Origin of the sequence: Citrobacter sp. CFNIH10 (assembly GCF_002934585.1) — a bacterium.
GTDB classification, from domain to species: Bacteria; Pseudomonadota; Gammaproteobacteria; order Enterobacterales; family Enterobacteriaceae; genus Citrobacter_A; species Citrobacter_A amalonaticus.
The window spans coordinates 1,676,665-1,702,460 of sequence record NZ_CP026216.1; the positions used below are offsets into that span (position 1 = coordinate 1,676,665).

23 protein-coding genes are annotated in these 25,796 nt (G+C 53.5%); 7 read left to right on the forward strand and 16 right to left on the reverse strand.

Features of this window, described 5'->3' with window-relative positions; genetic code table 11:
- Positions 1–76: 76 nt before the first annotated feature.
- Positions 77–1,708 carry a Na/Pi cotransporter family protein gene (locus C2U53_RS11470; RefSeq protein ID WP_042998996.1) on the forward strand — a complete coding sequence of 544 codons (1,632 nt, stop codon included), beginning with the start codon at positions 77–79 and terminating at the stop codon, positions 1,706–1,708.
- Between the two features lie 93 nt (positions 1,709–1,801).
- Here the strand turns inward: C2U53_RS11470 and pepE are convergent, their stop codons facing one another.
- On the reverse strand, positions 1,802–2,491 hold the full coding sequence (pepE, locus tag C2U53_RS11475; protein WP_104445914.1) for a dipeptidase PepE: 690 nt from the start codon (positions 2,489–2,491) through the stop codon (positions 1,802–1,804).
- An 812-nt stretch (positions 2,492–3,303) separates the two neighbouring features.
- On the opposite strand from pepE, the gene C2U53_RS11480 reads away from it, so the two are divergent.
- Both C2U53_RS11480 and C2U53_RS11485 read left to right on the forward strand, forming a co-directional pair.
- A complete protein-coding gene (locus C2U53_RS11480) occupies positions 3,304–3,849 on the forward strand; it encodes a hypothetical protein (protein ID WP_042998998.1) in 546 nt (181 codons plus the stop codon).
- Between the two features lie 272 nt (positions 3,850–4,121).
- Positions 4,122–6,812 (forward strand): autotransporter outer membrane beta-barrel domain-containing protein, encoded by a 2,691-nt coding sequence (locus tag C2U53_RS11485; protein ID WP_246876152.1) that lies wholly within the window; start codon positions 4,122–4,124, stop codon positions 6,810–6,812.
- A 63-nt stretch (positions 6,813–6,875) separates the two neighbouring features.
- On the opposite strand, the gene C2U53_RS11490 is transcribed toward C2U53_RS11485, so the two are convergent.
- The 8 genes from C2U53_RS11490 to C2U53_RS11525 all read right to left on the reverse strand — a co-directional run bounded on the left by C2U53_RS11490 (position 6,876) and on the right by C2U53_RS11525 (position 13,595).
- Positions 6,876–7,688, reverse strand: coding sequence for a shikimate 5-dehydrogenase (locus C2U53_RS11490; RefSeq protein ID WP_104445916.1), 813 nt, complete (start codon positions 7,686–7,688; stop codon positions 6,876–6,878).
- 1 nt (position 7,689) lies between these two features.
- The gene (gene sorE, locus C2U53_RS11495; protein ID WP_104445917.1) at positions 7,690–8,910 is read right to left on the reverse strand and encodes an L-sorbose 1-phosphate reductase; all 1,221 of its coding nucleotides are present in this window, start codon (positions 8,908–8,910) and stop codon (positions 7,690–7,692) included.
- A gap of 53 nt (positions 8,911–8,963) precedes the next feature.
- A complete protein-coding gene (locus C2U53_RS11500) occupies positions 8,964–9,788 on the reverse strand; it encodes a PTS system mannose/fructose/sorbose family transporter subunit IID (protein WP_042999002.1) in 825 nt (274 codons plus the stop codon).
- Between the two features lie 11 nt (positions 9,789–9,799).
- Positions 9,800–10,597: a PTS mannose/fructose/sorbose transporter subunit IIC gene (locus C2U53_RS11505; RefSeq protein ID WP_042999003.1), complete on the reverse strand. Its 798-nt coding sequence runs from the start codon at positions 10,595–10,597 to the stop codon at positions 9,800–9,802.
- Between the two features lie 262 nt (positions 10,598–10,859).
- Complete coding sequence (locus tag C2U53_RS11510) at positions 10,860–11,354, reverse strand: mannose/fructose/sorbose PTS transporter subunit IIB (RefSeq protein WP_104445918.1); 495 nt, start codon at positions 11,352–11,354, stop codon at positions 10,860–10,862.
- Entirely contained in the window at positions 11,354–11,761 is a 408-nt protein-coding gene (locus C2U53_RS11515; protein ID WP_054176735.1) for a mannose/fructose/sorbose PTS transporter subunit IIA, read from the reverse strand. The genes C2U53_RS11510 and C2U53_RS11515 overlap by 1 nt, the downstream gene beginning before the upstream one ends.
- Before the next feature lie 9 nt (positions 11,762–11,770).
- Positions 11,771–12,577 carry an SDR family oxidoreductase gene (locus tag C2U53_RS11520; RefSeq protein WP_104445919.1) on the reverse strand — a complete coding sequence of 269 codons (807 nt, stop codon included), beginning with the start codon at positions 12,575–12,577 and terminating at the stop codon, positions 11,771–11,773.
- A 70-nt stretch (positions 12,578–12,647) separates the two neighbouring features.
- Positions 12,648–13,595, reverse strand: a complete 948-nt coding sequence (locus C2U53_RS11525) for a sugar-binding transcriptional regulator (RefSeq protein ID WP_104445920.1) — start codon at positions 13,593–13,595, stop codon at positions 12,648–12,650.
- Positions 13,596–13,944: 349 nt separating this feature from the next.
- On the opposite strand from C2U53_RS11525, the gene rluF reads away from it, so the two are divergent.
- Positions 13,945–14,820 carry a 23S rRNA pseudouridine(2604) synthase RluF gene (gene rluF, locus C2U53_RS11530; protein WP_042999008.1) on the forward strand — a complete coding sequence of 292 codons (876 nt, stop codon included), beginning with the start codon at positions 13,945–13,947 and terminating at the stop codon, positions 14,818–14,820.
- Here the strand turns inward: rluF and C2U53_RS11535 are convergent.
- The 7 genes from C2U53_RS11535 to rtcR form a co-directional block, all read right to left on the reverse strand.
- Positions 14,817–15,089 carry a DUF3811 domain-containing protein gene (locus C2U53_RS11535; RefSeq protein WP_042321003.1) on the reverse strand — a complete coding sequence of 91 codons (273 nt, stop codon included), beginning with the start codon at positions 15,087–15,089 and terminating at the stop codon, positions 14,817–14,819. The two genes, rluF and C2U53_RS11535, sit on opposite strands and share 4 nt — an antisense overlap.
- A gap of 63 nt (positions 15,090–15,152) precedes the next feature.
- Entirely contained in the window at positions 15,153–15,911 is a 759-nt protein-coding gene (locus C2U53_RS11540) for a DeoR/GlpR family DNA-binding transcription regulator (RefSeq protein ID WP_104445921.1), read from the reverse strand.
- On the reverse strand, positions 15,898–16,761 hold the full coding sequence (locus tag C2U53_RS11545; RefSeq protein ID WP_104445922.1) for a Cof-type HAD-IIB family hydrolase: 864 nt from the start codon (positions 16,759–16,761) through the stop codon (positions 15,898–15,900). Before C2U53_RS11545 ends, C2U53_RS11540 begins: the two co-directional genes overlap by 14 nt.
- A 15-nt stretch (positions 16,762–16,776) precedes the next feature.
- Positions 16,777–17,619 (reverse strand): histidine biosynthesis protein, encoded by an 843-nt coding sequence (locus C2U53_RS11550; RefSeq protein WP_044253395.1) that lies wholly within the window; start codon positions 17,617–17,619, stop codon positions 16,777–16,779.
- A 27-nt stretch (positions 17,620–17,646) separates the two neighbouring features.
- A complete protein-coding gene (locus C2U53_RS11555) occupies positions 17,647–19,233 on the reverse strand; it encodes a PTS sugar transporter (RefSeq protein ID WP_104445923.1) in 1,587 nt (528 codons plus the stop codon).
- 247 nt (positions 19,234–19,480) lie between these two features.
- The gene (panS, locus tag C2U53_RS11560) at positions 19,481–20,419 is read right to left on the reverse strand and encodes a ketopantoate/pantoate/pantothenate transporter PanS (RefSeq protein WP_104445924.1); all 939 of its coding nucleotides are present in this window, start codon (positions 20,417–20,419) and stop codon (positions 19,481–19,483) included.
- A 111-nt stretch (positions 20,420–20,530) separates the two neighbouring features.
- Positions 20,531–22,111: an RNA repair transcriptional activator RtcR gene (rtcR, locus tag C2U53_RS11565; protein WP_104446884.1), complete on the reverse strand. Its 1,581-nt coding sequence runs from the start codon at positions 22,109–22,111 to the stop codon at positions 20,531–20,533.
- Positions 22,112–22,562: 451 nt separating this feature from the next.
- Here rtcR and C2U53_RS11575 point away from each other — a divergent pair, with 451 nt between their 5' ends.
- Genes C2U53_RS11575 through C2U53_RS11585 form a run of 3 tightly spaced genes read left to right on the forward strand, consistent with a single transcriptional unit; the run spans position 22,563 to position 25,714 of the window.
- Positions 22,563–23,690, forward strand: coding sequence for a slipin family protein (locus tag C2U53_RS11575; RefSeq protein WP_104445925.1), 1,128 nt, complete (start codon positions 22,563–22,565; stop codon positions 23,688–23,690).
- Positions 23,691–23,695: 5 nt separating this feature from the next.
- Positions 23,696–24,922 carry an RtcB family protein gene (locus C2U53_RS11580; RefSeq protein WP_104445926.1) on the forward strand — a complete coding sequence of 409 codons (1,227 nt, stop codon included), beginning with the start codon at positions 23,696–23,698 and terminating at the stop codon, positions 24,920–24,922.
- Between the two features lie 6 nt (positions 24,923–24,928).
- On the forward strand, positions 24,929–25,714 hold the full coding sequence (locus C2U53_RS11585; protein WP_042999017.1) for a nucleotidyltransferase domain-containing protein: 786 nt from the start codon (positions 24,929–24,931) through the stop codon (positions 25,712–25,714).
- Positions 25,715–25,796 lie beyond the last annotated feature (82 nt).

Sequence of the window (25,796 nt, forward strand, 5' to 3'; positions counted from 1 at the left end):
ACTGGAGTGAGCAGGCGCAGCCAACAAAGAGGCAGCTTGAAGGATAAAGTGTAAATGATAAGGAGTACCTGATTCCGTGCTAACCCTGCTCCACCTGCTTTCTGCTGTCGCCCTGCTGGTCTGGGGTACCCATATTGTGCGTACTGGCGTGATGCGTGTGTTCGGCGCCCGCCTGCGAACCGTGCTTAGCCGTAGCGTCGAAAAGAAACCGCTCGCCTTCTGCGCGGGAATTGGCGTCACTGCGCTGGTGCAGAGCAGTAATGCCACCACCATGCTGGTGACCTCGTTTGTTGCTCAGGATCTGGTCGCACTGACGCCTGCGCTGGTGATTGTGCTTGGTGCAGACGTAGGGACCGCGCTGATGGCGCGTATCCTCACCTTCGATTTATCGTGGCTCTCGCCGCTGCTGATTTTTATCGGCGTGATCTTCTTCCTCGGCCGTAAACAGTCACGCGCCGGACAACTGGGGCGCGTGGGGATCGGCCTTGGCCTGATCCTGCTGGCGCTGGAACTGATTGTCCAGGCCGTCACCCCTATAACCCAGGCCAACGGCGTACAGGTCATTTTTGCCTCGCTGACCGGCGATATCATGCTGGATGCGCTCATTGGCGCGATGTTCGCGATCATCAGTTATTCCAGCCTGGCGGCGGTACTGCTCACGGCCACCCTGACCGCGGCGGGGATCATCTCCTTCCCGGTGGCGCTGTGTCTGGTGATTGGCGCCAACCTCGGTTCCGGCCTGCTGGCGATGCTCAACAACAGCGCGGCTAATGCCGCGGCTCGTCGCGTGGCGCTTGGCAGTCTGTTGTTTAAGCTGGTGGGCAGCCTGATTATTCTGCCATTTGTCCATCCGCTGGCGAATCTGATGGATGAATTGCCGCTGGCGAAATCCGAGCTGGTGATCTATTTCCATGTTTTCTACAACCTGGTCCGCTGCCTGGCAATGATTCCTTTTGCCGAGCCGATGGCGCGCTTCTGTAAGCGCATCATCCGCGACGAGCCTGAGCTGGATGCGCATCTCAAGCCAAAGCATCTGGACGTTAGCGCGCTGGATACGCCGACCCTTGCGCTCGCCAATGCCGCCCGTGAGGCGCTGCGCATCGGCGATGCGATGGAACAGATGATGGAAGGACTGAAGAAGGTGATGCATGGCGAGCCGCGCGAAGAGAAGGAGCTGCGCAAAATCGCGGATGACATCAACGTGCTCTACACTGCCATCAAACTCTATCTGGCGCGGATGCCGAAAGAGGAACTGGCGGAAGAGGAGTCGCGCCGCTGGGCGGAGATCATCGAGATGTCGCTTAACCTTGAACAGGCGTCGGATATTGTGGAGCGCATGGGGAGCGAGATTGCTGATAAATCGCTGGCGGCGCGGCGGGCGTTTTCTATTGAGGGGTTAAAAGAGCTGGATGCGCTGTACGACCAGTTGCTCAGCAACCTGCAACTGGCGATGTCGGTCTTCTTCTCCGGCGACGTGACCAGTGCCCGGCGGTTGCGCCGTAGCAAGCATCGTTTCCGCATACTGAATCGCCGTTACTCGCATGCGCACGTTGATCGTCTGCATCAGCAGAACGTACAAAGTATCGAGACCAGCTCCCTGCACCTGGGATTACTGGGGGATATGCAACGTCTGAACTCGTTGTTCTGTTCCGTGGCTTACAGCGTGCTGGAACAGCCGGACGAAGATGACGAGCGGGATGATTACTAACAGGCGGTAAGGCCGGATAGCGCTTATCCGGCCTACAAATTGCGCTCATTGCAGGCCGGATAAAGCATTTACGCTGCCATCCGACAACGTCGGTTAAAAGCAGTGACCTGCCTCAACGGCAATGGCGTCTTTACCGGCTTCGAACACGTAGGTGGTGTTCGGACCGCCAAGCACCGCCTGACCCTTACTCACTTTAATCCAGTTGCCTTCCGGCAGACCGATCACCGTCAGTTCAGGCGCGACAACCAGCAGCTCGCGAATACGCTGTTCACGCGTTTCGCCTTTGTGTCCTTCCGGCAGCGCGTTAGTGAAATGCGGGTTAATCTGCAACGGGAACAGGCCCAGCGCATCAAAACCTTGCGGATCAACAATCGGCATGTCGTTGGTGGTGCGGATGGTCTTGCAGGCGAGGTTGGCACCCGCACTCCAGCCGATGTACAGCGCACCGCGTTTAACCACGTCAACAATCGGTGCCAGCAACCCGCGCTCGCGGCTCTCTTTCAGTAACTGAAAAGTATTACCGCCACCGACAATCACCACTTCCGCATTTTCAATGGCCGCCACCGGATCAGTCACGGTGTGAATACCCACCACCTTGACGCCCATCGGGGCGAAGATTGCAGCCGTTTTTTCTGTGTATTCATCCCAGGCTTGCGTGACGCCTGCAAAGGGGATAAATACTGCCGAACGGCGCCCCTCAAGTTGCTCCGCAATCAGCGGCAGCGCATGCTCCATCCAGCCTTTACCCGGCAGTGTCGAGTTACTCAATAAAAGCAGTTCCATTCTTTCTCCCTGTAATCAGTAAATGACAAAACGCGGTCATGCTACCACTGACAGTGTAGCGCCTTACTGACATGGCTCACGATGTTGGAAGGGGGTGTAGAAAGGACCACTGACTCAATAATGAAAAATGCACGATATGCGTATTAAAGCGAGTGAAGATATTTCTCACTCTGCCAGTATGAACATGTAACGCCTTGATAATACAATAAACCAGGTGTGATTGAATTTATCGTAGTTGAAATGTTTATTCACTCTTTATGAAAAGTGAGAAGGGGATTTTTAAATTTTGACGGTTACTAATTTAAAACAGCAACATTGCGGCATTGCCCTGGATTTATCCCGAACAGGCTTAAGCGTATTGCGATAAGCACTATGAGGTTTCTGGCCCATGCTGAAGCATTGGCGTCTGTCCTCTGATCAACAACAGTGTCGCTATTTTCATTATTATGTAACTAAACATTTCAATTCGAATGGAAAAATTATTGTAACTAACTGAAATATAGGATTTTTACCAAAAATTTAAATTTATGTATCTTTTTGTTTTACTTACAAACAGTAAGGTAAATTCCGAAAAAAAGATCGATTACAACGATCGATACCTTTCAAGTGATAGACTTTAACTATTGATTTTGTTATATCGATCAGGTTTGACAATCAATATTGCTCATGTACTATTCTGTTTGAATCAATATTATACCGACAGCAGCAGAGTGGGTGTGCCGGACATCGTCAGAATAAATAACCTCGCCGGATAATAAATACCCCCTGAAAATAAAAAACAGGCTGTCCAGGATATAGGGAGCATCATCTGTATGACAAAGGAATATGTAAAGAAGAGCCATATTGCCAGTTGGCCTGAAAATGATGTTTATTTTTCCACGGGTATCTCTGCGCTGGCCAGAAAAGTGACTAATTCTCATTCCGGCTCAGACTATCTGTTTATTAATCTTAATAGTTATACCTTAAAGCTTTTTTTTCGATCGTTCTCTCAATTGAGCAAGAGTGGTTATCAGTTGATTATTATTTCAACCCAACGACTCATGCCGCTGGCTTTTTTCTGGCACCTGAAATGTCACGCCGTCAGCGCAATCTTCGAATCGCGTTGCTCTGTTCATGATGTTATTCGCGGTCTGGATACTGTCGCGACCGGGCGGCAGATCGTCTGGTCCTTCCCGGGGCCTGCCTGTTTACTCTCTTCAAGAGACGTTTTACTTCTGCGGCATTATCTTGAAGGGGGAAGTATGGGCTATTTACAAGAGAAACACTGCCGCGCGTATTCCACCTTACAGGGATGGAAGACTACAGTCGCGCGGAAATTTAAAGTACGAAAACTCGAACATCTCCTTATTTCGAATTAATCATCATTGTCCAGTATGAATATTTCTGATGCCTGAGCGTCCAGTGGAATATTTATAAGCAAGATAGAACTGCCCGTTTAATAGGGATCTTATTAACTATGGATGTAGATATGAAACGCGTTTTTTACCATGCTTTTTTCCCCGCGTTATGTTTAACCGCGTACCCACTGACTGCGGCGGAAATGCTTCCCATACCTTATCCACCCGTGCAAACTACCACGATGCCGGACGACTTATTATCGAATTCGGATTATACGAATCACTGGGATTGGGTGAAAGAAACCTGGGAGAAAGGCTATTCCACTTTTTCCATCAAAGATAAAAAATATATTGCTAACCAAGAAATTACGCTGATCAATCCTGCTTTTTCTAAACAGGTCGTGACGTTATTAAATGAGTCGTATAGTTATAACAATACGTTGAATTCTGTGCAGCTTAATATCGGTGACGGTATATACGATGCCGCCGGTTCTGAAGCCGTGAATACCACGGTGAAAGGGGAATACACCAATAGTAAAGGGAATATTGAAACAGGTGTATTGCAACTTAATGGCGACGGGAAAGCCTTCCATACGCTGGTTGAGAATAACGGTGCCCTGACGATGAATGGTGATTCACAGGCGTATGACACCGTGGTGAAAGCCGGTGGTCGACAGACTGTTGGAGGCCGTGCTTATGCTCAGGCGAATCTCATCGATGGCGGTATTCAGGTGCTCTCAGTCACCAGTACGGCGTTGGCTGAAGATACCATTGTGCAAAATGGCGGCCAGCAAATCATTTATAACGGGACCGCGAAAAACTCGCACATCGGCGCCAACAGCTATCAGCTTGCCAGCGGTCTGGCTTTGGATACGTACCTGTATAACGGCGCATTCCAGCAGGTGTTTAGCGGTAAAGGCGAAGAGTTCGTTGCGGACCGCAATACCACCGTTTATGCCGGTGCGCGACAAACGATAACCTCGGGTATTTCAGAAAATGCGCAGGTCTATGGCACGCAGGTGATTACCGGCGTAGACGGTCAATGGAGCGATGGAGACTGGGTTTCCGACAGTAATTCCAACGTTCGTGTCAACGGGCAGCAGGCGAAAGACGCCACTATCCATGCCGGTGGTTTGCAACGTATTCAAACCGGCAATGCCGATGGCACACAGGTCTATGGCACTCAACTTGTCAATGGTCAGAAAGGTGGCTGGGTTGGGGGAAACTGGGTGGAGCAATCTGGATGGACCGGTGGCATTCGCGCTAACGCGACAAATACGACCGTTCATGCGGGCGGCCTTCAGCAACTTGCCTGGTACGGTGAAGCCAGTAATACGGTTATCGATGGCGGCCGTCAGGAAGTGCTTGCGCTGGGGCATATCTCGAACACAACGCTTCGCAATGGCGGGAGCAGCCTGATTGCCTATGGAGGCTATTCAACGGGGACACTGACGGTAGAAGACGGTTCACTGACTATGGAAGGGGGAAGTGTACACGACTGGACGGGGAATCTGGGTAAGGGTGCCTGGGCCGCGTCGGTGGACTTACAAGGCCCTTCTTCCGTTCTGTACTTAAAACACAACGCGGATACTGCGGAATCCGTCACGACGATTAAAGCCTTAACGCATAATGGTGTGGTCAATTTTAGTGCGCCAGAGGGACGCGACGCGGGACAGTTTAACCGTCTTGAACTCACCACGCTGGAGGGGACCGGGACTTTCGTTATGAACACCAATCTGTCCGGCGGGATTGGGGATTTTCTGAACGTTTCCGATGCCGTGACGGGGCAATTTAAGGTCACGGTGCATGATTCCGGAAGTGAGTTACGCAGTCGAGCGGCTACTCCTTATCACTTAATTTATGCGAATGGGAGCGGGGCAGACACCTTTGCGATGACCAACGGCAGCGTCGATCTTGGTGCGTACAAATACTATCTGGTGCATGGCGCCGATAGCGATAAGGATAACTGGTATTTGTCACCGCAGGCGAATACGCCAGAACCTGAGCCAGGCCCGGATCCTGAGCCGGGTCCGGGACCTTCGCCTGAACCGAATCCTGAACCGGGAGTTAAGCCGGATTTATCAGAAAGCGCGAAAGCGGTTATTGCCATGGCGAATGTGACACCCACTTTGTGGGACGCTGAGTTGTCAACGCTGCGAACCCGTCTCGGTGAAATTCGTCAGATGCGTGACTACGAAGAGGGTGCATGGGGTAAATACATCAGTAGCCGCTACCGCGTTTCCACAGAGCACGTGGCTTACCGTCAGGATGTGAACGGTGTGATGCTCGGTGGCGATAAGCGTTTTGATTTAGAAAATAGCGCACTGATTATGGGCAGTATGGCTTCCTATACGCGTGCGGATCTCGACTCATCCAGTACCAATGGCAAAGCGGACAGTTACGGCATTGGACTGTACACGACCTGGTTACACAACAGCGGTTATTACATCGATGGTGTGTTGAAAGCCAACTATTTCCGTACGGAGAACAACCCCTACTTCAACGGCGGACGCACCCATGCGAAAGATAATACCGTTGGCGGCGGGGCTTCAGTCGAGATCGGTAAGCATATTGCGCTTGAGACGTGGTTTGTTGAACCCTATCTCCAGGCATCATGGTTTATTGGCGACCAGACTCACTACAAACTCGACAGTGGCATGTCGGTTAAAGCGGATGCTGCGCGATCGTTAAAAGGGGAAACCGGGTTAACCTTCGGTAAGAATGTGACGCTGGTAGATGGGACACTGTTACAGCCGTATGCGAGAGTGGCCGTTCGTCATGAGTTTATGAAGAACAACGACGTCGTCATTAACCACACTGAGAAGTTCAAAAATGACCTGTCGGGGACAAGCGGCAAATATGGCCTGGGGATGACCGCGAAGCTAAACGATCGGTGGTCCGCATGGGGAGAAGTCAGCTACGAAAAAGGCCAACATATCGAGACGCCTTATAGTGGTCAACTGGGTATCCGCTACAGTTTCTGAACGTTGTGATTACGCGTTTAATAACCCTCCTCAGCGTCATCAGAGGAGGGTTATTTGCACATGTTACCCCGCCCGGGCAAATTCAGCGGCTTCACTAATCAGCGCGTCATCCGGGCGTACGCCGGTGTACATTGCGAACTGCTCAACGGCCTGCAACGCAATTACTTCTGCGCCGCTGATGGTCTTTTTACCCAGCTTCTGCGCCAGTTTGATCACCGGGGTATCCGGCGGCAGGGCAACGACATCGAACACTACGCTGGCGCTGGCGACCATGGCTTCGCTGTACGCCAGCTCATCGCTCTCTTTACCTCCGGCCATGCCGACGGGCGTGACATTGACCAGAATGTCGCAGGCAATGCCTTCCAGCAGCGGCTGCCACTGAAAGCCATACTGTTTCGCCAACGCCGGACCGCTGTCCCGGTTTCGAGCGGCGACGATCACATCGCGAAAACCGGCGTCGCGAAAGGCGGCAATCACCGCTTTGCCCATCCCGCCGCTGCCGCGAATCATCACCCGCGCAGTGGTGTCGAGCTGGTGGCTGGCAATCAGGCTTTTTACCGCAATATAATCGGTGTTGTAGCCCGTCAGTCTGCCGCCGTCATTGACGATGGTATTGACGGAATCAATGACTTTTGCCGATGGATCGACCGCGTCGAGAAACGGCATACAACTCTCTTTAAACGGCATCGATACCGCGCAGCCACGAATGCCTAACGCGCGAACCCCTTTCACCGCCGCTTCAATATCCTGGGTGGTAAACGCCTTGTAGATGAAATTTAAACCCAGCTTTTCATACAGATAGTTATGAAAGCGGGTACCAAAGTTACCGGGCCGACCGGCAAGCGACATGCACAACTGAGTGTCGCGGTTAATCATGTTAAATCTCCTCGGCGTGCGACAGTAAATACTGTTCGGCTTCCTTAGACCAAATCCCGTGATGGCGTTCCAGAATAGCGCACAGCGCGGGATCGTCAATCTGGCTGAGAGCGGTTAGCGGTAACGCTTTCCCGGTATAGACCAGCTTTTTACCGCCGCCCACTTTCGGCAGCTCCAGCGTGGTTTCTCCTGCGGCATTCAGCCCAAGAATGTGCGTGACCACTTTGGCGGCCTGCACTTTCTTCTCTTCAATCAGTTTAACCGCTGCGCGCATATCGTCAGTGTTCCCACCCGAGGTGCCCACGTAGTGAGTGAAGGCGTAATGCACATCGTAGAAGTTGATTGGGGCGCTGAACTGCTTGTCCTGCGGGCCGGCAAAGAAGTTCATACAACCGTCGGGGGCGAGCAGGGAAGAGGCCAGGGTGAGCAGTTGTTCGTTCGGCACGAAGACAAAAATATCATCAAAACCGTGGCCGCCGGTCAGCGCCATCAGCGTGTCGTAAGCGGCATCCTGTGCGTGCAGGTAGTGGATCAACGTTTGCGGTTCAGAAGGATAGTGTTTACGGGCATAGCTCAGCTTGTCGTGGTTAGTATCGGTCACCACCAGTAACGCCGGGTTGATCGGGCCATGCAGCGCGTAGTCGATCGCCAGCAGCCCCATTGGCCCCGTCCCGCCAAGGATCAGCGTGCGACCCTGTGGACGAATCCCCATGTTGTGGTTATAGGTGCCTTCCTGCAGGTGATAGTTGGCGTTGAACGCGCCGATCACGCAGGAGAGCGGCTCGACCAGCGATCCTTCAAAGTACGTTTCGCCTTCGTAAGCCAGCAGGCAGTCCTGTTCCATCACCACATTGGGGATCACGACGTGTGTGGCTTCGCCGCCTACCCACGGGAAGGAGTAACCGGGGCAATCCGGGCGATCCGCCAGTTGCAGGTTCGCCTGAATCACATAGCGCTGGCCGGGCTGGAACTTGTGCTGCCACTTTTTCCCCACGGCGATAATATCGCCGCAGAACTCGTGGCCGATGATGATTGGGTGGGTCGCTACATCGTCCGGCACCTTTTTATGATCCTCACCCTGATTAGCCTCTTTCCAGGAAGAGAGGCACAGGCTGTCGGTGACCACGGTAGCCAGAATTTCATCGTCCTGCATCTCTGGAAGTTCGAACGTTTCCAGGCGCAGGTCGCGTTTGCCATAAAGGCGCAGAGCTGTTGTTAACATATATTCCACCTCATGTTGAGCGATAGCCCCGGCTGACCACCGGGGCGAAAAAATCAGGACAGGAAGCCCAGTGCGTTACCCATAATCCCCAGACCAAACAGGGCGAAGATCAGCCATACCGGGTTAATTTTCTTGTTGAGCAAACGAACCATCAGCATCGTCAGGCCCAGCGCCAGCAGGCCGGGGCAGAGCTGATCGAGGATGTTCTGCACGGTCATCGTGACGGTGCCGCCGTCCGCGCCGGGGGTTTGCGATACCACCAGTGGCACGTTGATGCTGGTCCACTTGGTGACCAGCACCCCCATCACAAACAGGCCGAGAATCGATGCGCCTTCGGTCAGTTTTTGCAGCAGGTTGCCGCCCATGTCACTGACGATGTTGACCCCTTTATTGAAGCCAATTTGCAGGCCGTACCATTTCATCGCCAGACGGACTGCGTTGAAAATAAAGAAGAACAGCAGCGGGCCGAGCACGTTGCCGGACAACGCCAGCGACGCGCCGAGCGCGGCGGTGATCGGTCGCAACGTGCCCCAGACTAACGGGTCGCCAACGCCCGCCAACGGCCCCATCAAACCGACTTTGATGCCGTTGATCGCGCCATCATCGATTTCCGCCCCGTTCGCTCGCGCCTCTTCCATCGCGGCGGTCACGCCAATCACCGGGCCGCACACCGCGGGCGTGGTGTTGAAGAACACCAGATGACGCTTGAGTGCCGCCACCTGATCTTCTTTCAGCGGGTACAGGCGCTTGATGGCGGGGATCATGTCGTAGCAAAAACCCAGCCCATGAATACGTTCAAAGTTGAAAGACGCCTGCTGCAGGTTGGAGCGAACAAACATGCTAAACAGGTCAGATTTGGTCAGTTTTTTCTGTTCCATGATGGGCTCCGTTAGTCATCAAGCTGGTCAAGAGCGGTGGAGGAGGAGGTCTGCGTCTGCGGTTCGGCCTTACGCCACTGTGGGTTCAACTGGATATAGACCAGCGCAATAATCGCGCCGACGCCGCCAAAGGCCAGCAGACTCAGGTCGAGGTAACCACCGGCGATAAAACCGAGGAAGAAGAAGGGCATCAGGTACTTCACGCCCATCATGCGCAGCACCATGGCGTAACCGACCACCACGATAAAGCCACCGGCAATCTGCAGGCCGCGAGTGACGAATTCCGGGATGGCGTTGAGCATATTGCTGACCATATCTGCACTGACAAACAACGAGACAATTAACGCCGGAATGGCGACGCGTAACGCCTGGACGCCCAGCGCAGAGACATGGAGGATGTCGATGGTGCGAAAACGTGCGTCTTCTGCGGCTTTATCCGCCGCATGCTGGAACACCACGGTGATAGTCCGGGCGAAGACGGTCAGGACCTGGCCTGCCGCCGCGACCGGCAGTGCGATGGCGATACCGGTCGCGATGCTCTGTTGCCCGACGATAACCAGAATGGCGGAGATAATACTGGCGAGCGCGGAGTCCGGAGATTGCGCGGCACCAACGTTCATCCAGCCAAGCGCGATCAGCTCCAGCGTTCCGCCGAGCATCACCCCGGTTTTTAAATCACCGAGGATCAGGCCGATAACCGTACAGGCAATGAGCGGGCGGTGGGTCTGAAATTCATCCAGCACGCTGCCCATTCCGGCAATACAGGAAAATATAAATATGGCGATAATTTGTAGGGTACTGATTTCCATAATGGGTCACCTTAAAATGTGAACATCCCTGCCTGTTAAAGCATTTACACGTCGTCCTTCAGGCTGCCTCGTTGTTGGCTGAATTACTCGTCTCATCCATGAGACTCGCCCTGACGGGCCGTCGCTTCGCAACGTTCAAATCTGTTCCCGACAGATTTGTGACTCACCCCCAGTCACATCGTTATTTATGTTCCTGTGGATTCACTCATTTGCCGCCGTGATGCTTCCAGAATGACTGTGTAATAAATACAGGCGCTTTTATTTATTCCGCGAACGACTGTTCTTTTATTTTTTCGAGAATATTAATGGAGGGATCGGAGGCGACCACGCGTAAATCCAGGGTGACGCCAAATTTATCCAGTTCGCGAAACGCATTAATATCATCGTCATCTAAGGATATGGCTTTGGTTAATTGTTTTTTACCCGGTCGCCAGGCCATGCCGCCAATATTTAAGGTGGCAATTTTTACGCCCTGTTTGACCATCGCCAGCGCATCCTGTGGGCGGGTAAATAAATAAAATACAGTCTCGTCCTGATACTGTGGATTATGATAAACCGCGACGGCTTTTTCGATATTCACCACGTTGACCTTCATTCCCGGTGGGGCGGCCTGGCGTAATAATGTCCGGCGCACTTCATCATTATAAACGTCGTCATTACAGATAATAATCCGCTGGGCATTCGCCACCTTCGACCAGACGGTGGTGACCTGACCGTGGATCAAGCGGTCATCAATACGGGCAAGGGTAATATTCATCAGAAATCCTCTTCGGTCGTTTCCAGATGCTGCCAGACCACGCAGGTTTGTTGTGCAATGGTCGTCAGGTGTTCGCACAATTCATCCACATTCATACTGCTCTGGTTATCTACCAGTTCCAGCGCCAGCGGCAGGGAAAGGCCGCTGATCACCCGGATGGCCGGATTGCGCATCGCCAGCGTTGCCGCGGCGTTCCACGGACTGCCGCACTGCAGGTCTACGGCAATCAGCCATTCGCTATCAGTGTGAGCACTCACTAACTTTTCCAGCTTTGTGACGATGTCGCTGGCGTTCTCGCCGGGGACAAAGGCGACCGCCTCAACGTTGGCGTCACCGTAGACCATGTGCACCGATTCCAGCATGGCGCAGGCTAGTTTGCCGTGAGCACAGAAGATTGCATGGACCATAACGCCTCCTTAGCCGCGCGTTTTTCCGCCCGCAATGTTAGTGGTTACTCCGGTAATGTAGCTGGCACGTTCAGACAGAAGATAACAAACGAAATCAGCAACTTCGCTCAGGCGTCCCGAACGGCCAATCGGAATCGCGTTCTTGCTATAGCCTTCACGCAGCTGATCAACGGTGATATTGCGGGTCCAGGCCAGCGCTTCTTCATATTCCGGCGTGCGCAGTCCCGTTTTTTCCAGAATCCCGGGAGCAATGCCGACCACGCGAATGCCGTGTTTACCCAGCTCTTTTGACCAGGAACGGGTGAAGCTATTCAGCGCCGCCTTCGTTGCGGCATAGCAGCTCTGGCCTTCTGACCCTTCCAGCCCGCTTTCCGAAGAGACATTGACGATAACGCCGTTACGCTGTTTCACCATTTGGCGCGCCACTGCCTGTGACATTAAAAACACGCCTTTCTGGTTGATATTGACCATTTTTTCAAACGCGGCTTCGTTTAATTCATACTTTCCTGCAGGCGCTTTTTCATCGACCAACAGGCGAGGAAAGTTAACGCCAGCGTTATTGACCAGACCGTCAATACGACCAAAGCGCTGGATGATTTCATCCACGGTGTGATTAACCTCTTTGGCGCTGGAAATATCTGTCGGCCAGAAGTGATAGTCGTTATTACCTTTATGCTTTGCTTCGCCGCCATGAATATCCGCCATCTGGACATTCGCGCCTTGTGCTAATAATTCTTCGACAATGGCTAAGCCAATTCCGGATGCGCCGCCGGTTACAATAATGACTTTATCCTGTAGATTTAACCACGTTTGCATAATTAACTCCCAAATTCAGAGAAGGGGATCCTGCATAAAATAAATTACGTCAGGATCAAGATGAGTATATTTACTTCAACAATAATTCAGCGGTATGGCTATTAGTGACCAGCGCATTAATATAGTTTCCACGTAATGCGCCGAGAATGCCGCTAAGCTTTTCTTCACCCATTGCGATGCCGATGGAATAACGCGCTTGCTTTAATTTGTTGGTTTCGATGGAGAGCGTTTTTTCGCTCATCGTGGTCTCCACCGTCACGCCGTTAATATCGTAAAAGCGCGAGCAAATGTCTCCGGCAACCTGCCGGGCATGCAGGTCGTCACTCTCTTCGCTGCCGTAAAAGGCATGCCAGTTTGCACCGTCGCGAATTGCCGGAGAACCGATCCCTACCAGCGCAACATCCAGATTGTCCCAGTAGGCAGAAATCGAATTAAAGTGCTGGGACTGCATAATACCGTTGCGAATCAATGGATTTTCCAGCAGTGCCGGAAAATCAGCCAGATGTGATTCGCCTTTCAGCTTTGCCGCCGCGCCGTAGGTCAGCGTATTGACGTGATAGCGGCTCTCGAGCTTCCCGGATGGCCCGCCGATAATCGGCACGCAGATCAGCTGGCGTGACTGGCTGGCTGGCGACAACCCTTCGACCAGTGCGCGTACCGCGCGTCCCCAGGAAAAACCAATGATGTCGCCGGGTTCCAGTAAACGTTCCAGCAACTGCGCGCCGTGCACGCCCATCATGGCAAGTTGTTCCTCTTCCTGCTCGTTGTCGCAGGTGATCACCACCGCTTCTTTGAGGCCGAATCGTTGTTTAAGCTGCTGTTCCAGCCACAGGTTTTCGTTGTAATCGTAGTTGATGGCGATAGTGACGATGCCCTGTTCACGACCGCGTTTCAGCAGGCGGCTAATGGTGGTGCGATAAATCCCCAGTTCATGGGCGATCTGCGCTTGTGTCATATCCTGTTCGTAATAGAGCTGCGCTATTTTTACGATCAGGCGGATATCATCACTGTTTTCCATCGCCTTTTGTAGACTCCTGCACATTTGTGCAAATCACCAATCTGCCCTCTTGATCTGATATAACCTCATAAAAGGGGGAGTTCAAAGCGATTTTCTCTTCTTTGTGCGTCATGGGCTGGCGATTAATGTTGCACATATGATGTGCGGAGCGCTCGTTGTTGGCACAGATGTGCACATAATCCTAATGTCTTGATTCTGTTAATTTTCATTCAACAAAATTGCACGTAAAGATCGGAGACACTTTTGTGTCGAAAGGTGTGGCGGATCACAAATAGCGCCGAGGCCATTTTGCACGATTATTTTTTATCGCCAGCAAGGTAGGGTATATTCCGCATTCAAAGGAGAAATTATGCTGCCCGACTCATCAACACGACTCAACAAATACATCAGTGAAAGCGGAATCTGCTCGCGCCGCGAAGCGGATCGCTTCATTGAGCAAGGGAATGTCTTCATTAATGGCAAACGCGCCACCATTGGCGACCAGGTGATGCCTGGCGACGTCGTGAAAGTGAATGGTCGGTTGATTGAGCCGCGTGAAGCGGAAGATCTGGTCTTTATCGCGCTGAACAAGCCGGTGGGGATCGTGAGCACCACCGAAGACAGCGAGCGTGACAATATTGTTGATTTCGTTAACCACAGCAAGCGCATATTCCCGATTGGCCGTCTGGATAAAGATTCCCAGGGACTGATCTTCCTGACCAACCACGGCGATCTGGTGAATAAGATCCTGCGTGCCGGTAACGATCATGAAAAAGAGTATCTGGTCACGGTCGACAAACCGGTTACGGATGAGTTTATTCGTGGGATGAGTGCCGGCGTGCCGATTCTGGGTACTGTCACAAAAAAATGTAAGGTGAAGAAAGAGGCGCCGTTTGTATTCCGGATTACCCTGATTCAGGGGCTGAACCGTCAGATCCGCCGCATGTGCGAACATTTCGGTTATGAAGTGGTGAAGCTTGAACGCACGCGCATCATGAACGTTGGCCTGTCCGGTCTGCCACTGGGAGAATGGCGTGACCTGACGGATGATGAGCTAATTACGCTGTTTAAGCTTATCGAAAACTCTTCTTCAGAAGCGAAACCGAAGGCGAAAGCGAAGCCGAAAACCGCGGGAATCAAGCGTCCGGTGGTGAAAATCGAAAAGACGGCGAACAAAGAGAAAGCGCGCCCGGCGGCAAACGGCAAACGCTTTACCTCGCCGGGGCGTAAGAAGAAAGGACGTTAACGTCTGCCGCGCGTTGGCGTATTCGCAGACCAGGAAAAAGAGGCTTCAGCATCCGGTTTATAAGCCTGCTTTTTCTTCAACTGGCGGGCTTTTTTTGCCTCGGCTTCGCGCAAGACCATCAGCTTATCAATGTACTCTTTCTTCACGCTGTTAGTCTCTGCGTTGGTCAATTGACGACCATGCGCGATACGGGCGCGATCCAGCAACGTTTTCAGTTCGCGCTGTTCGCGCTCGGTCATCTCTTTTTGGGTAATGCGGGGGAGTGCCATACGGGTGCCCTCTGTCTGCCTGGTGATTTCAGTGTACGGCAATACGCCTCGGGCGGATAGCGCTCAGTCAGCAATACGCAGTTTTCCGGCGAAATCCTGTTGTGTATAACCCGTTGTTTTAAATCCCTTATCCGTAATGACGTAATCGATCTCTTTGAGAGTCGCGATACACATCACGCCGTCCTGACCAAATTTAGTATGGTCAGCGAGAATCACGGATTTTTTACTCATCGCAATCATCGCTTTGGCAACGTATGCCTCGTCAAAGCTCTTCACGAGTACACCATGCTGCGGCGAAATGCCACCCGCACCGATAAAGCAAATATCAGCGTGAATCGCATTAATCTGCTGGCACACAGAGACGCCCAGATTGGCGCGGAAATGGTAATCGTATTCACCGCCTAAGACATAGACTCGCGCCTGGAGATTATGCTCTTTTATTTTATCGGCAATTAAGGCGGAATTGGTAATAACGGAAAACGCGAGAGGGGGTAAGTGTTCGGCAAGAATAAGATTCGTGGTACAGGAATCAATAAATAGCGTATCGCGCTCGCTGACCATTCCCGCCGCCGCTTTGCCAATCGCCATTTTTTCTTCGCGATGGGCATCAATTCTCGCGCCAAATGCATCTTCCTGAACAACCTGTTTTTTGACCGCGCCACCGTGAATTTTGGTGATTTGACCTTCAGACTCCAGCAAAGAGAGATCGCGGCGAATGGTTTCCGAGGTCACGTTCAGCGTTTCTGATAATTTAATAACGGTCACTTCACCGAACTTGTTTAATTCATCAAGAATATGCTTTCTTCTTTTAATCGGGTTCATTATTTTCCGCCAGGGTCGAACTTTGCCGCATGGTAACTGGATGCGCAGAGCAACGCAACCACTCCAGCGCGCAGACGATACCCTCATCATCATTGGTGGTGGTTACATACCGCGCCTGATGTTTCACGCTATCTGGCGCGTTGCCCATTGCGATGCCGAACCCGGCAACGGCGAACATGCTGATGTCATTCTGTTGATCGCCAATGGCGGCAATCCCGGTGGGTGACAGGTTTAATTGTCGGGCGATTTCATTTAGCGCATAGCCTTTATTTATTTCGCTACGTTGAATATCAATATAATTCCCACCGGTGATTGTCGCCTTATAGTCATTGGGTAACTGACGACTTATTTCCCGACAGAGATCGTCGATCCTGGCGTGTTCTGCGACCAGCGTAATTTTAAATATATCGCGACGATTAAAGATATTCCCTGGTGCGGCGCTAATAAGCGGTAACGCAAATAAACTGGCCTCATAGGATGTCCACGGGGCGATAAGGCGATCGTCGCGGTGATAAATCGCCTGGGCAGTAAAAAAATGGTGAGGATAACGGGACAGCGAAATATGGCGGTCAATCTCTCTGAGATCCATCCGGGTAAGGGCCGCAGAATGCAGAATGCGGTGTGACGCCAGTTCAAGGATCTGTCCGCCGTTGAAGCCGGCGCACCAGTCAAACAGTGTCTCAACCTGCTGCTGTTGTAACAGGCGCGCCATTGAGGAGACCGGTCTGGCGGAACAGGCGGCCAGCAGACCGCCGCGCTGACGAAAGTCAACCAGCGCCTGACGTGTGCGTGGCGTGATAGTCTTCTGCGACGTCAGCAATGTTCCATCCAGATCGGTAACCAGTAGCATTATTGTTCTCTGTCGTTAGGCATGAGCGATAAACGGGGTCACGGCCTCTTTGGCGGCATTGCAGACCATATTGTCGATTGCCGTACCGACGACCAGGATATTAACCCCGGTGTCCTTAAACGCTTTGGCATTGGCGAGGTTAATGCCTCCTTCCGCCAGCGTCGGGACGTCCACCGCGCCAACCAGCGCCCGAAGACGGTCTTTAATCATCTGCGGGATATCGCCTGCCGCCACGCCTTCATAGCTCATGCCGGTCATCAGGCCGATCATATCGACGCCAATCTCCTGCATACGTTTCGCTACGCTGGCGACCTCTTCCGGGGTACGTGCCGGAATACCGAAGGTATGCAAATCATCCGGATGACCAATGTAGGCATCCACGGTCAGGCCATACTGATGGGCGAGGTTGACGATGTCCTGCAGGTCGTCCCAGTCTGATTTATGGGTATGTAAACCGTCGGCCCCGGCGCGGGCAATCTCCAGAATCTCTGTTTCGCTGAGCGGGACGGGCAGCGTTTCGGTAAAACCGCCCGCAATGCCCACAGTAATAAAAATGTCGTCCGGGACTACATTACGCACGCCGTGCACGGCTTCTGCCATCTGACCGTTGGTGATTTCGTGGCGGATTTGCTCCGCCGCGTGCATGTTACTCACCCCTTTGTGTCCGCGCGCCAGCGCCAGCGCAGGATGGTTCGGTTCGAGCAGTTTCACGCCTGCCTCACAGACCGCTTTTGCCAGGCGCGCATCGTCGCCGGTGATCCCCGTGCTGAGGATGGTTTGCCCGCCGTGCAGCGCGATGGCATCTTTCACTTTCTGTAACGCTTTGGCGCGTTTTTTATTCATATCGCCTTTAAACATGGTGTACCTCTGGTGTTGGTGCATTTATTAACGGGCAGACGCCACAGATTCACTCTGTACGACAGCCTTAAAACGGTTCGCAATGATGGTGGTGATACAGGTCATTGCCATGACAGTGACCATCACAATCGCCATCTGTAATGCGTTGCTGGATAAGAACGGTGAGGCGAACGCCGGGACGTAGGCCACCCCTTTGACGTTAAAGAAGCCGAGCATCATGCCGCCCATTCCGGCCCAGAAGATGGCGGAACCAAAGACGATTTTGTTGGCGAACATGAAGGGGTAGGCGGATTCCACAAACGTTCCGAAGCCCAGGTTGATAAGCAGGCCCGGTGTGGCGACGGCCGCTTCGCTTTTTTCGCGTGGTGCGATGACGTTAGCCAGGTTGATGCCGGCAGCAACCATCACCAGACCCACCATATCCACAGCGCCGAGGAAGCTGACGCCGGATTTCTCCATCTCCAGCAGCACCAGCGGTAGAATGACCGCGTGATAGACACCACCCAGAATCGCGGGCCAGATCACCAGACCGGCCAGCAGCCCGGCAAGAATCGGACTGAATGCCAGCGTGCTTTCGATAGCCAGCTTGATGTAGTTACCGGCGGAGAGCGCCAGGGGACTCAGCAGATAATGCATGATCAGGCCAGCAGCCAGACCCGAAATCCCGCCGGCAACGATGTTGACGGTGGTCATCGGGAAACGCCAGTTCAGGCACAGCTCAAACAACCAGCGCACAAAAATCCCGGCCATCAGACCGCCGATAATCCCCCCGATCAGGCCGCCTTCAACGGAAAGCACCCCGGCGACGACCCCGGCCACAATGGAGACTTCATCAAGTTCGGAGATCTGTTTTGCCGCCAGCACGGCAACCAGCACCGGCAGACCCTTCAGCAGGATTTCAAAGATATCGTTGAGTTTTTCCAGTCCGGGGATGTGGCTCAGGGCGAGTACGATCGCCATCGCGATAAAGCCTGGCAGCGCCGGGATCATGATGCTGCGGATGTTAAAGCGCTTAAGCAGACTCTTTCCGGAACCGCCTTGTGCAGGCGACGCGCTGCCCAACTGGGGTTTGTATTTGATACCCCAGTATTTACACAGCGAGGCGACGAAAGAGACCGCGCGAGTGCGGCTGGTGGTCCCCGTGGTGCCTGAGGTGGCGACCACATTGGCGCCCTTTGCGGCGACCAGCGCCATCGAGGTGCCGCCAGTGCCGACAATCGGGGTTTTCATTTCTACGGCGGCATCAAAAACGGCCTGGTTAGCTTTTACCGGATCGGCGCTCATCACTACGATCCCGTCGACCTCACCGCGGCGGATCATCCCGGCTATCTGGCGATCGCTCTCGACGACGGAGGCATTCACCTCGGAGAGTTTGCCCTGGAAGATACGTTGTGGTTTTGTGTTGTTTTCTGTGGTTAAGGCATAGACGGCTGCTGGGGTGTCAGGTTTGGCGACATCCATCGACGCCTCTGCTGCAATGAACTGCACGGCAGCGACGGTGACACCCGCGGCTTCACACTGCTGATAAATCTCCTGGAGTAACTTCTCTGGCTCTGCGCCACCCAGGTTGTAGAGGTTGCCTCCACTGCTTCCAATAATCGCAATTTTTTTCATAGCGGCCTCAAAGAAAAGATAGGGTAGGGGGTTATCTGTGTTGTAGTGGAATCATATTCCCAAGCAAAACAAAATAAAGCAACATTAAAAGAACGAATCCAGCTCTCTATAAAATAATAAATTTATAATAATTAATTGAAAATAAAGGTATTAATTATATTTTTGTTTTGTGTTGATGTTTGTTGTTTTGTGATGAGGTTCAAACAAGGAAGGCAAGGAATGGGGGAAATCCCCCATTCGCAGGGGATCAATTTTCTTTGACAGCACTCTGCTGTTCATCAATCGGTTTACCGGACCAGTACCCCGCCAGCAGAGAGCCGGAAAGGTTGTGCCAGACCGAGAACAGTGCGCCGGGGAGGGCCGCGAGCGGGCCGAAGTAGATTTTACCCAGCGCGGCGGCGAGACCGGAGTTTTGCATTCCCACCTCGATCGCCAGCGTGCGGCAAGTTGACTCGTCAAAGCCAAACAAGCGCCCGCCCCAGTAACCGCCGAGCAGGCCGATGGTGTTGTGTAGGATCACCGCGATAATCACCACGAAGCCGACGGACGCGATATGCGCGGCGGAACCGGCAACCACTGCGCTGATGATCGCCAGAATGCAGACCATCGAAAACGCGGGCAGGTAAGGTTCAACTGCCTTCACGACGCGCGGGAACAGATGATGGATCACCAGGCCCAGCGCAATTGGGATCACCACAATTTGCAGGATGCTGAGCAGCATCCCCATCACATCCACCTGAATGCGCGCATCGACATACAGACGCGTCAGCAGTGGTGTGGCGACCACGCCCACCAGAGTGGAGACGGAAGAGATCGTTACCGAGAGTGCGACATCGCCTTTCGCCAGATAGATCATGACGTTAGATGCCGTGCCGCTGGCGACGCTTCCGACCAGCACCATCCCGGCGGAGAGTTCCGGCGGCATGTTAAATGCCATCGCCAGTACCCAGGCCGCCAGCGGCATCACCAGATAGTGCAGGAAAATTCCCGCCGCAACCGGTGCCGGGCGTGAGAGCACACGTTTAAAATCATCCACTTTCAAGTGGACGCCCATGCCGAACATAATCAGCATCAACAATGTCGTCACCCACGGGCCGACAGGCGTAAAGGTGGATGGCGTGTAATACGCAATAGCAGAGAGCAGCAGCGCCCATAACGGGAACAGCCTGGTGAGAGTGGCGAGCATGTTGTTTTCCTTGCACGTATGTTGTGTTTGCTTGTTATTCACGGGTTGGGATCGAGCCCAACCATCATTATTGTGTATCGTGTGAAGAGGTATTATTCAAACAAATTATGCTTATGTTCTGACTTTGAGATTTTCCCAGCTCAGACCAAACCGAGCCAGGTACTTACGCAGACGGTCGGCATCGTTGGGATTGGCTTTCTTTTGTCGTGAGACGGCGAAGAGTTCACGTCCGGCTTCGGACAACGATGCGCTGCGGCGACAGACCTCAAGCACGGTTTCCAGTTGGCGGCGGTCAAAGAGGTCGAGTTCCATCTCCAGTTCCGGTTGCGACGGCGCCTCTCCCCAGCTCTCCTGCAAAAGCGCAATCTCTTCGTCGACAAGGGCCTGCGTGATACGTCCTTGCTCGGCCAGCGTCGCCATTCGCGCGACGGAGGAACTCAGTTCGCGGAAATTGCCACGCCACTGCGCCTGAGGTGAACAGGCAAACACCAGATAGCGTTCACGCGCCTCCTTATCAAAACGAATCTGATTCTGTCGGCTGCGGGAGAAGCGTTGCAGCTCATACTCCACGTTAGGGGCGATGTCTTCACGCCGCTGTGCAAGGCCGGGCAGGGCAAAGCGCCACATGTTTATCCGTGCGTAGAGATCTTCGCGAAAACGCCCTTCGGCGACCCACTGCGGCATATCGCGATGGGTTCCGGCTATCAACTGGAAATCGCTGTACACCTCTTTATCTGAGCCAAACGGGAAGAAGGTTTTCTCCTCGATCGCTTTCAGTAGCATGGCCTGTTCATCCAACCCCAGTTCCGCGATCTCATCCAGAAACAACACCCCGCCGTCGGCTTCACGTAACAGTCCCGTTCGTGACGACAGTGCGCCCGTAAACGCGCCTTTCACATGACCGAACAGTGTCGACATGGCGTTATCGCCGCGCAACGTCGCGCAGTTCACTGCCACCAGTTTTCCACCCACCAGATGCCGTGACTGACGAAGCTGAAAAATCCGTTTTGCGAGGAAGGATTTCCCCGCACCGGTGGGGCCGGTGAGCAGGATAGGATCGCCAGAGCGCAAGGCGACGCGCTCAATACGGTCAATCAGTTTATTGAACGTGGCATTGCGCGTCTCGATACCGCCTTTGAGGAAGGAGATTGATTGCTGCTGCTCACGCTGAAAGCGACTGGTGAGTGTGGCATAGCGGCTTAAATCAAGATCGATCACCGAGCAGGTGCCAGCGGCAACATCCTCCTGCGGAGCGCCCTTCGGTGCGGGTCCGGTTTGCAGAAGGCTGGCGGGCAGATAGCGGGCTTCCGTCAGCAGGAACCAGCAAATTTGCGCCACATGAGTGCCGGTAGTGATGTGCACCAGATACTCTTCATTCTCGGTATCGAAGGTGTAATGAGTGGCAAAGTCGAGGAACGCGGCGTAGACCTCTTCGAAATCCCAGGGATCGGTAATGGGGATGGCATGTGGACGAACCTCAGTATGTGGTGAGAGCAGGCTAATATCTTCCGCTAACTGCTGACACATCCCGGCATCGCGTGGCTGGTGGATAAGCTCCAGCCGATCGACCGGGAAATCCGGCTGTTGGCACAGTCCGACCGTGGGCCGCCATTTCTTTAACCGGTTTGCCCGTTTGCCGCGTTTATCCAACACCGTGCCCAGTACACCAATCACCACCCGTCGCTTTTTCATGTTTATCCAAAAAGATAAAATTCGATAGATAAGGATAAAAAACAGGCGAGACGTCTGCAATCATCATTTTTGATGGTGAAAATTAATTCCTTATTTATCAATTAACTAAAAAATAATTTCGTTTTTTTTTCGTTCTGGCACGCTTCTGGCAATAACCCTCTCGTCAACACGTTGAAAACGCAGGGGGTTAAACCCCGCCGGCACATCAGGAACGGCTGAGGCTGTATTCCGGAGGTGTTCCGTCAACCGATGACACCTGAACAATGGGTTCGATTCCCGATTCATTCTCCCAATGAAACTGGTTGTTAATCAAAGAAATAAAAACGGGCACTGTGCAGTTAACAAGCCCCAAAACAGGTCGCCGGTCACGATGCCGCGCCGCAGGCAAAAGGGAATTCCCCTGTAGCGTCGCCTCCGCACCCGCACCTGACTTGATAAGGAAAAGAGAAAAATGACGAAGAAAATCACTATTCGTAAAGGGCAATTAGGTCTGTTAGCCAAAAACGGCGACTACTATCAGGTTCTGGAGGCGGGTGAACACCGTCTGCCGTGGTTCAACACGCCAGAGGTGCTGGTGGTTAATCTGGACGGCAGCGAAGTGCCGGAAGCGCTGGCGAATTATTTACGCCGCTTTCAACCAGACTGGGTATCACGTTATGCCCTGGCCGTTGATCTTAACGACAGCGAAGCGGGCGCGTTATACATGAATGAGGTGTTGCAGGAGATCCTGCCTCCGTCAACGCGCCGTTTGTACTGGCGGACCGACGAGGCGTTGAAACTGGTACGGATGGATACGCGTCAGGTTCAGGTGCCTGCTGAGGTCATGAATGCGGTTCTGCAACCGCGACGTAGCGGCGCGGTAAAAGGTCGTGAAGCGATGCTCACCGTACAGGTGCCTGCCTGGCACGCCGGAGTGTTGAAAATTGATGGCGAGACGCAGGCACTGCTGCCGCCGGGTCTGACGGCGTACTGGAAAGTGAATCATCTGGTTGACGCCGAAGTGGTGGATACCCGTTTGCAGGTGCTGGAAGTAGGCGGTCAGGAAATTTTGACCAAAGATAAGGTCAATCTGCGCCTGAACCTCGCGGCGAACTGGCGTTACCGCGATGTGTTGCAGGCGTTTGCACAGCTCACTAAACCGCTCGATCATCTGTACCGCGAACTGCAGTTCGCGCTGCGTGAGGCCGTCGGGACGCGCACGCTCGATGAGTTGCTGGAAGATAAACAGGTAATTGATGAGGTGGTCAGCGCACAGGTGAAAGACCGCATGGCGCCATATGGTATCGACGTGGCGTCGCTGGGTGTGAAGGATATTGTGTTGCCGGGGGATATGAAAACGATTCTGTCCCGTCTGGTTGAAGCGGAAAAATCGGCGCAGGCCAACGTGATCCGCCGTCGTGAAGAAACGGCAGCGACGCGCTCGTTGTTGAATACGGCGAAAGTGATGGAAAACAACCCGGTGGCTTTGCGTTTAAAAGAGCTGGAAACCCTCGAAAGAGTGGCAGAGCGTATCGATAAAATCTCGGTATTCGGTGGCCTGGACCAGGTTCTGCACGGCTTAGTGAACATTAAAGGATAAGAAACATGGCACATCACGACTATGCGCTGTTGACGTCGCAGAACGCGGCGCCGGTGAAAATGTGGACGCACGGCGTCCCGGTGGAACCCGAGGCACGCCAGCAACTGCTGAACACGGCGAAGATGCCATTTATTTTTAAACACCTGGCGGTCATGCCGGATGTGCATCTGGGGAAAGGGTCAACGATTGGCAGCGTGATTCCGACCAAAGGAGCGATTATTCCGGCAGCAGTGGGGGTGGACATCGGCTGTGGGATGATTGCGGTACGTACCTCGCTGCTGGCTGACGATCTGCCGGATAACCTCAGCGGGTTGCGGAGTGCGATTGAGCAGGCCGTTCCCCACGGGCGGACCAATACACGTTCCCGTCGCGATAAAGGCGCGTGGGACACGCCGCCAGAGGAGGTGAGTACTCACTGGGGGACACTGGCACCGCGCTTTACGCGCCTGACTGACAAGTATCCCTCGCTGCTGAAAACCAATAACTATAAGCATCTCGGAACGTTGGGAACCGGTAATCACTTCATTGAAGTGTGTCTGGATGAGCAGCAGCGTGTCTGGGTGATGTTGCACAGCGGTTCGCGTGGCGTGGGGAATGCCATCGGCAATGTCTTTATCACCCTGGCACAGCAGGATATGCAGCAACATATCGCGAATCTCCCGGACCGAAACCTGGCGTATTTCCAGGAAGGGAGTCGGCACTACAACGACTACATCGAAGCGGTGGAATGGGCGCAGGATTTTGCCCGACAAAACCGGGAAGTCATGATGTCCCGCGTGCTGGCCGCGCTGTCGCGTAGCGTGAGTAAACCGTTTATCACGCAACAAGAAGCAGTGAATTGCCACCATAACTACGTGCAAAAAGAGCGTCATTTTGGTGAAGAGGTGCTGGTCACGCGTAAAGGCGCCGTTTCCGCGCAAAAAGGCCAGATGGGGATCATCCCCGGATCGATGGGGGCGAAAAGCTTCATTGTGCGTGGGCTGGGAAATGAAGAGAGCTTCTGTTCCTGCAGTCATGGAGCGGGAAGAACCATGAGCCGAACGGCGGCCAAAAAACGCTTTACTGTGGCGGATCAGATCCGCGCGACGGCCCACGTTGAATGCCGTAAAGACAGCGAGGTGATCGACGAAATTCCGCTGGCCTACAAAGACATTGATGCCGTGATGGCGGCGCAGTCTTCGCTGGTGGAGATCGTGCATACGTTGCGGCAGGTGGTATGTGTAAAAGGATAAAAGAAGATGACCAAAAATGCAGTGAGTGCCGCAATGTGCGAACGGGTCATGCGGCAGCTCAAAGAGATAGAAACCCGCTACGGCGTCAGGGTGCTGTATGCCTGCGAATCGGGGAGTCGTGGCTGGGGATTTGCCTCGACGGATAGCGATTACGATGTGCGGTTTTTGTATGTTCATCCGCCGGAGTGGTATCTGCGGGTTGATGCGCCGCGTGACGTCATCGAGCTGCCAATCGACGATGAGCTGGATGTGTGCGGCTGGGAGTGGCGTAAAGCGCTGGGTCTGCTGAAGGGCGCTAACCCAACGCTGATCGAGTGGCTGGATTCCCCGGTGGTTTATCAGCAGGATGATGCTACGGTCAGTGCGCTTAAAGCGATGATACCGCAGTGGTTTTCTCCGCTTCGTGCGCGCTGGCACTACTACTCGATGGCGCGAAAAAACTTTCGCGGCTACTTGCAGGGGGAAACGGTGCGTCTGAAAAAGTACTTCTACGTCCTGCGTCCGCTGTTGGCGGTGCGTTGGGTTGAAGCAGGAAAAGGCGTTCCGCCCATGCGGTTTGCCGAACTGCTGGCGGGAAGCGATCTGGATGCGCCGTTACGTCAGGAAATAGATGAACTGCTGGTGCGCAAACAGCGGGCTGGGGAGGCGGAGTATGGTCCGCGTCGTCCGCTGCTGCATGCGTTTATCCACGCCGAACTGGCGCGAGGCGAAATCCCGCCAACGTTACCGGATAGCCGCGAAGGCGACGTGAAGGCACTGGATCGACTGCTTTACGAGACGGTGATGTCATGACCTTGTTGCCCGATGATGCTCACGCTTATCGGGCCGACACCGGCTGGCCTCCAGGCCGGATAAGGCGTTTCATCGCCATCCG

Coding starts and splice junctions, on each gene's coding strand:
- pepE (WP_104445914.1), bottom strand. CDS start 2,491: ATGGAACTGCTTTTATTGAGTAACTCGACACTGCCGGGTAAAGGCTGG.
- C2U53_RS11480 (WP_042998998.1), top strand. CDS start 3,304: ATGACAAAGGAATATGTAAAGAAGAGCCATATTGCCAGTTGGCCTGAA.
- C2U53_RS11490 (WP_104445916.1), bottom strand. CDS start 7,688: ATGATTAACCGCGACACTCAGTTGTGCATGTCGCTTGCCGGTCGGCCC.
- sorE (WP_104445917.1), bottom strand. CDS start 8,910: ATGTTAACAACAGCTCTGCGCCTTTATGGCAAACGCGACCTGCGCCTG.
- C2U53_RS11500 (WP_042999002.1), bottom strand. CDS start 9,788: ATGGAACAGAAAAAACTGACCAAATCTGACCTGTTTAGCATGTTTGTT.
- C2U53_RS11505 (WP_042999003.1), bottom strand. CDS start 10,597: ATGGAAATCAGTACCCTACAAATTATCGCCATATTTATATTTTCCTGT.
- C2U53_RS11510 (WP_104445918.1), bottom strand. CDS start 11,354: ATGAATATTACCCTTGCCCGTATTGATGACCGCTTGATCCACGGTCAG.
- C2U53_RS11515 (WP_054176735.1), bottom strand. CDS start 11,761: ATGGTCCATGCAATCTTCTGTGCTCACGGCAAACTAGCCTGCGCCATG.
- C2U53_RS11520 (WP_104445919.1), bottom strand. CDS start 12,577: ATGCAAACGTGGTTAAATCTACAGGATAAAGTCATTATTGTAACCGGC.
- C2U53_RS11525 (WP_104445920.1), bottom strand. CDS start 13,595: ATGGAAAACAGTGATGATATCCGCCTGATCGTAAAAATAGCGCAGCTC.
- rluF (WP_042999008.1), top strand. CDS start 13,945: ATGCTGCCCGACTCATCAACACGACTCAACAAATACATCAGTGAAAGC.
- C2U53_RS11535 (WP_042321003.1), bottom strand. CDS start 15,089: ATGGCACTCCCCCGCATTACCCAAAAAGAGATGACCGAGCGCGAACAG.
- C2U53_RS11540 (WP_104445921.1), bottom strand. CDS start 15,911: ATGAACCCGATTAAAAGAAGAAAGCATATTCTTGATGAATTAAACAAG.
- C2U53_RS11545 (WP_104445922.1), bottom strand. CDS start 16,761: ATGCTACTGGTTACCGATCTGGATGGAACATTGCTGACGTCGCAGAAG.
- C2U53_RS11550 (WP_044253395.1), bottom strand. CDS start 17,619: ATGTTTAAAGGCGATATGAATAAAAAACGCGCCAAAGCGTTACAGAAA.
- C2U53_RS11555 (WP_104445923.1), bottom strand. CDS start 19,233: ATGAAAAAAATTGCGATTATTGGAAGCAGTGGAGGCAACCTCTACAAC.
- panS (WP_104445924.1), bottom strand. CDS start 20,419: ATGCTCGCCACTCTCACCAGGCTGTTCCCGTTATGGGCGCTGCTGCTC.
- rtcR (WP_104446884.1), bottom strand. CDS start 22,111: ATGAAAAAGCGACGGGTGGTGATTGGTGTACTGGGCACGGTGTTGGAT.
- C2U53_RS11575 (WP_104445925.1), top strand. CDS start 22,563: ATGACGAAGAAAATCACTATTCGTAAAGGGCAATTAGGTCTGTTAGCC.
- C2U53_RS11580 (WP_104445926.1), top strand. CDS start 23,696: ATGGCACATCACGACTATGCGCTGTTGACGTCGCAGAACGCGGCGCCG.
- C2U53_RS11585 (WP_042999017.1), top strand. CDS start 24,929: ATGACCAAAAATGCAGTGAGTGCCGCAATGTGCGAACGGGTCATGCGG.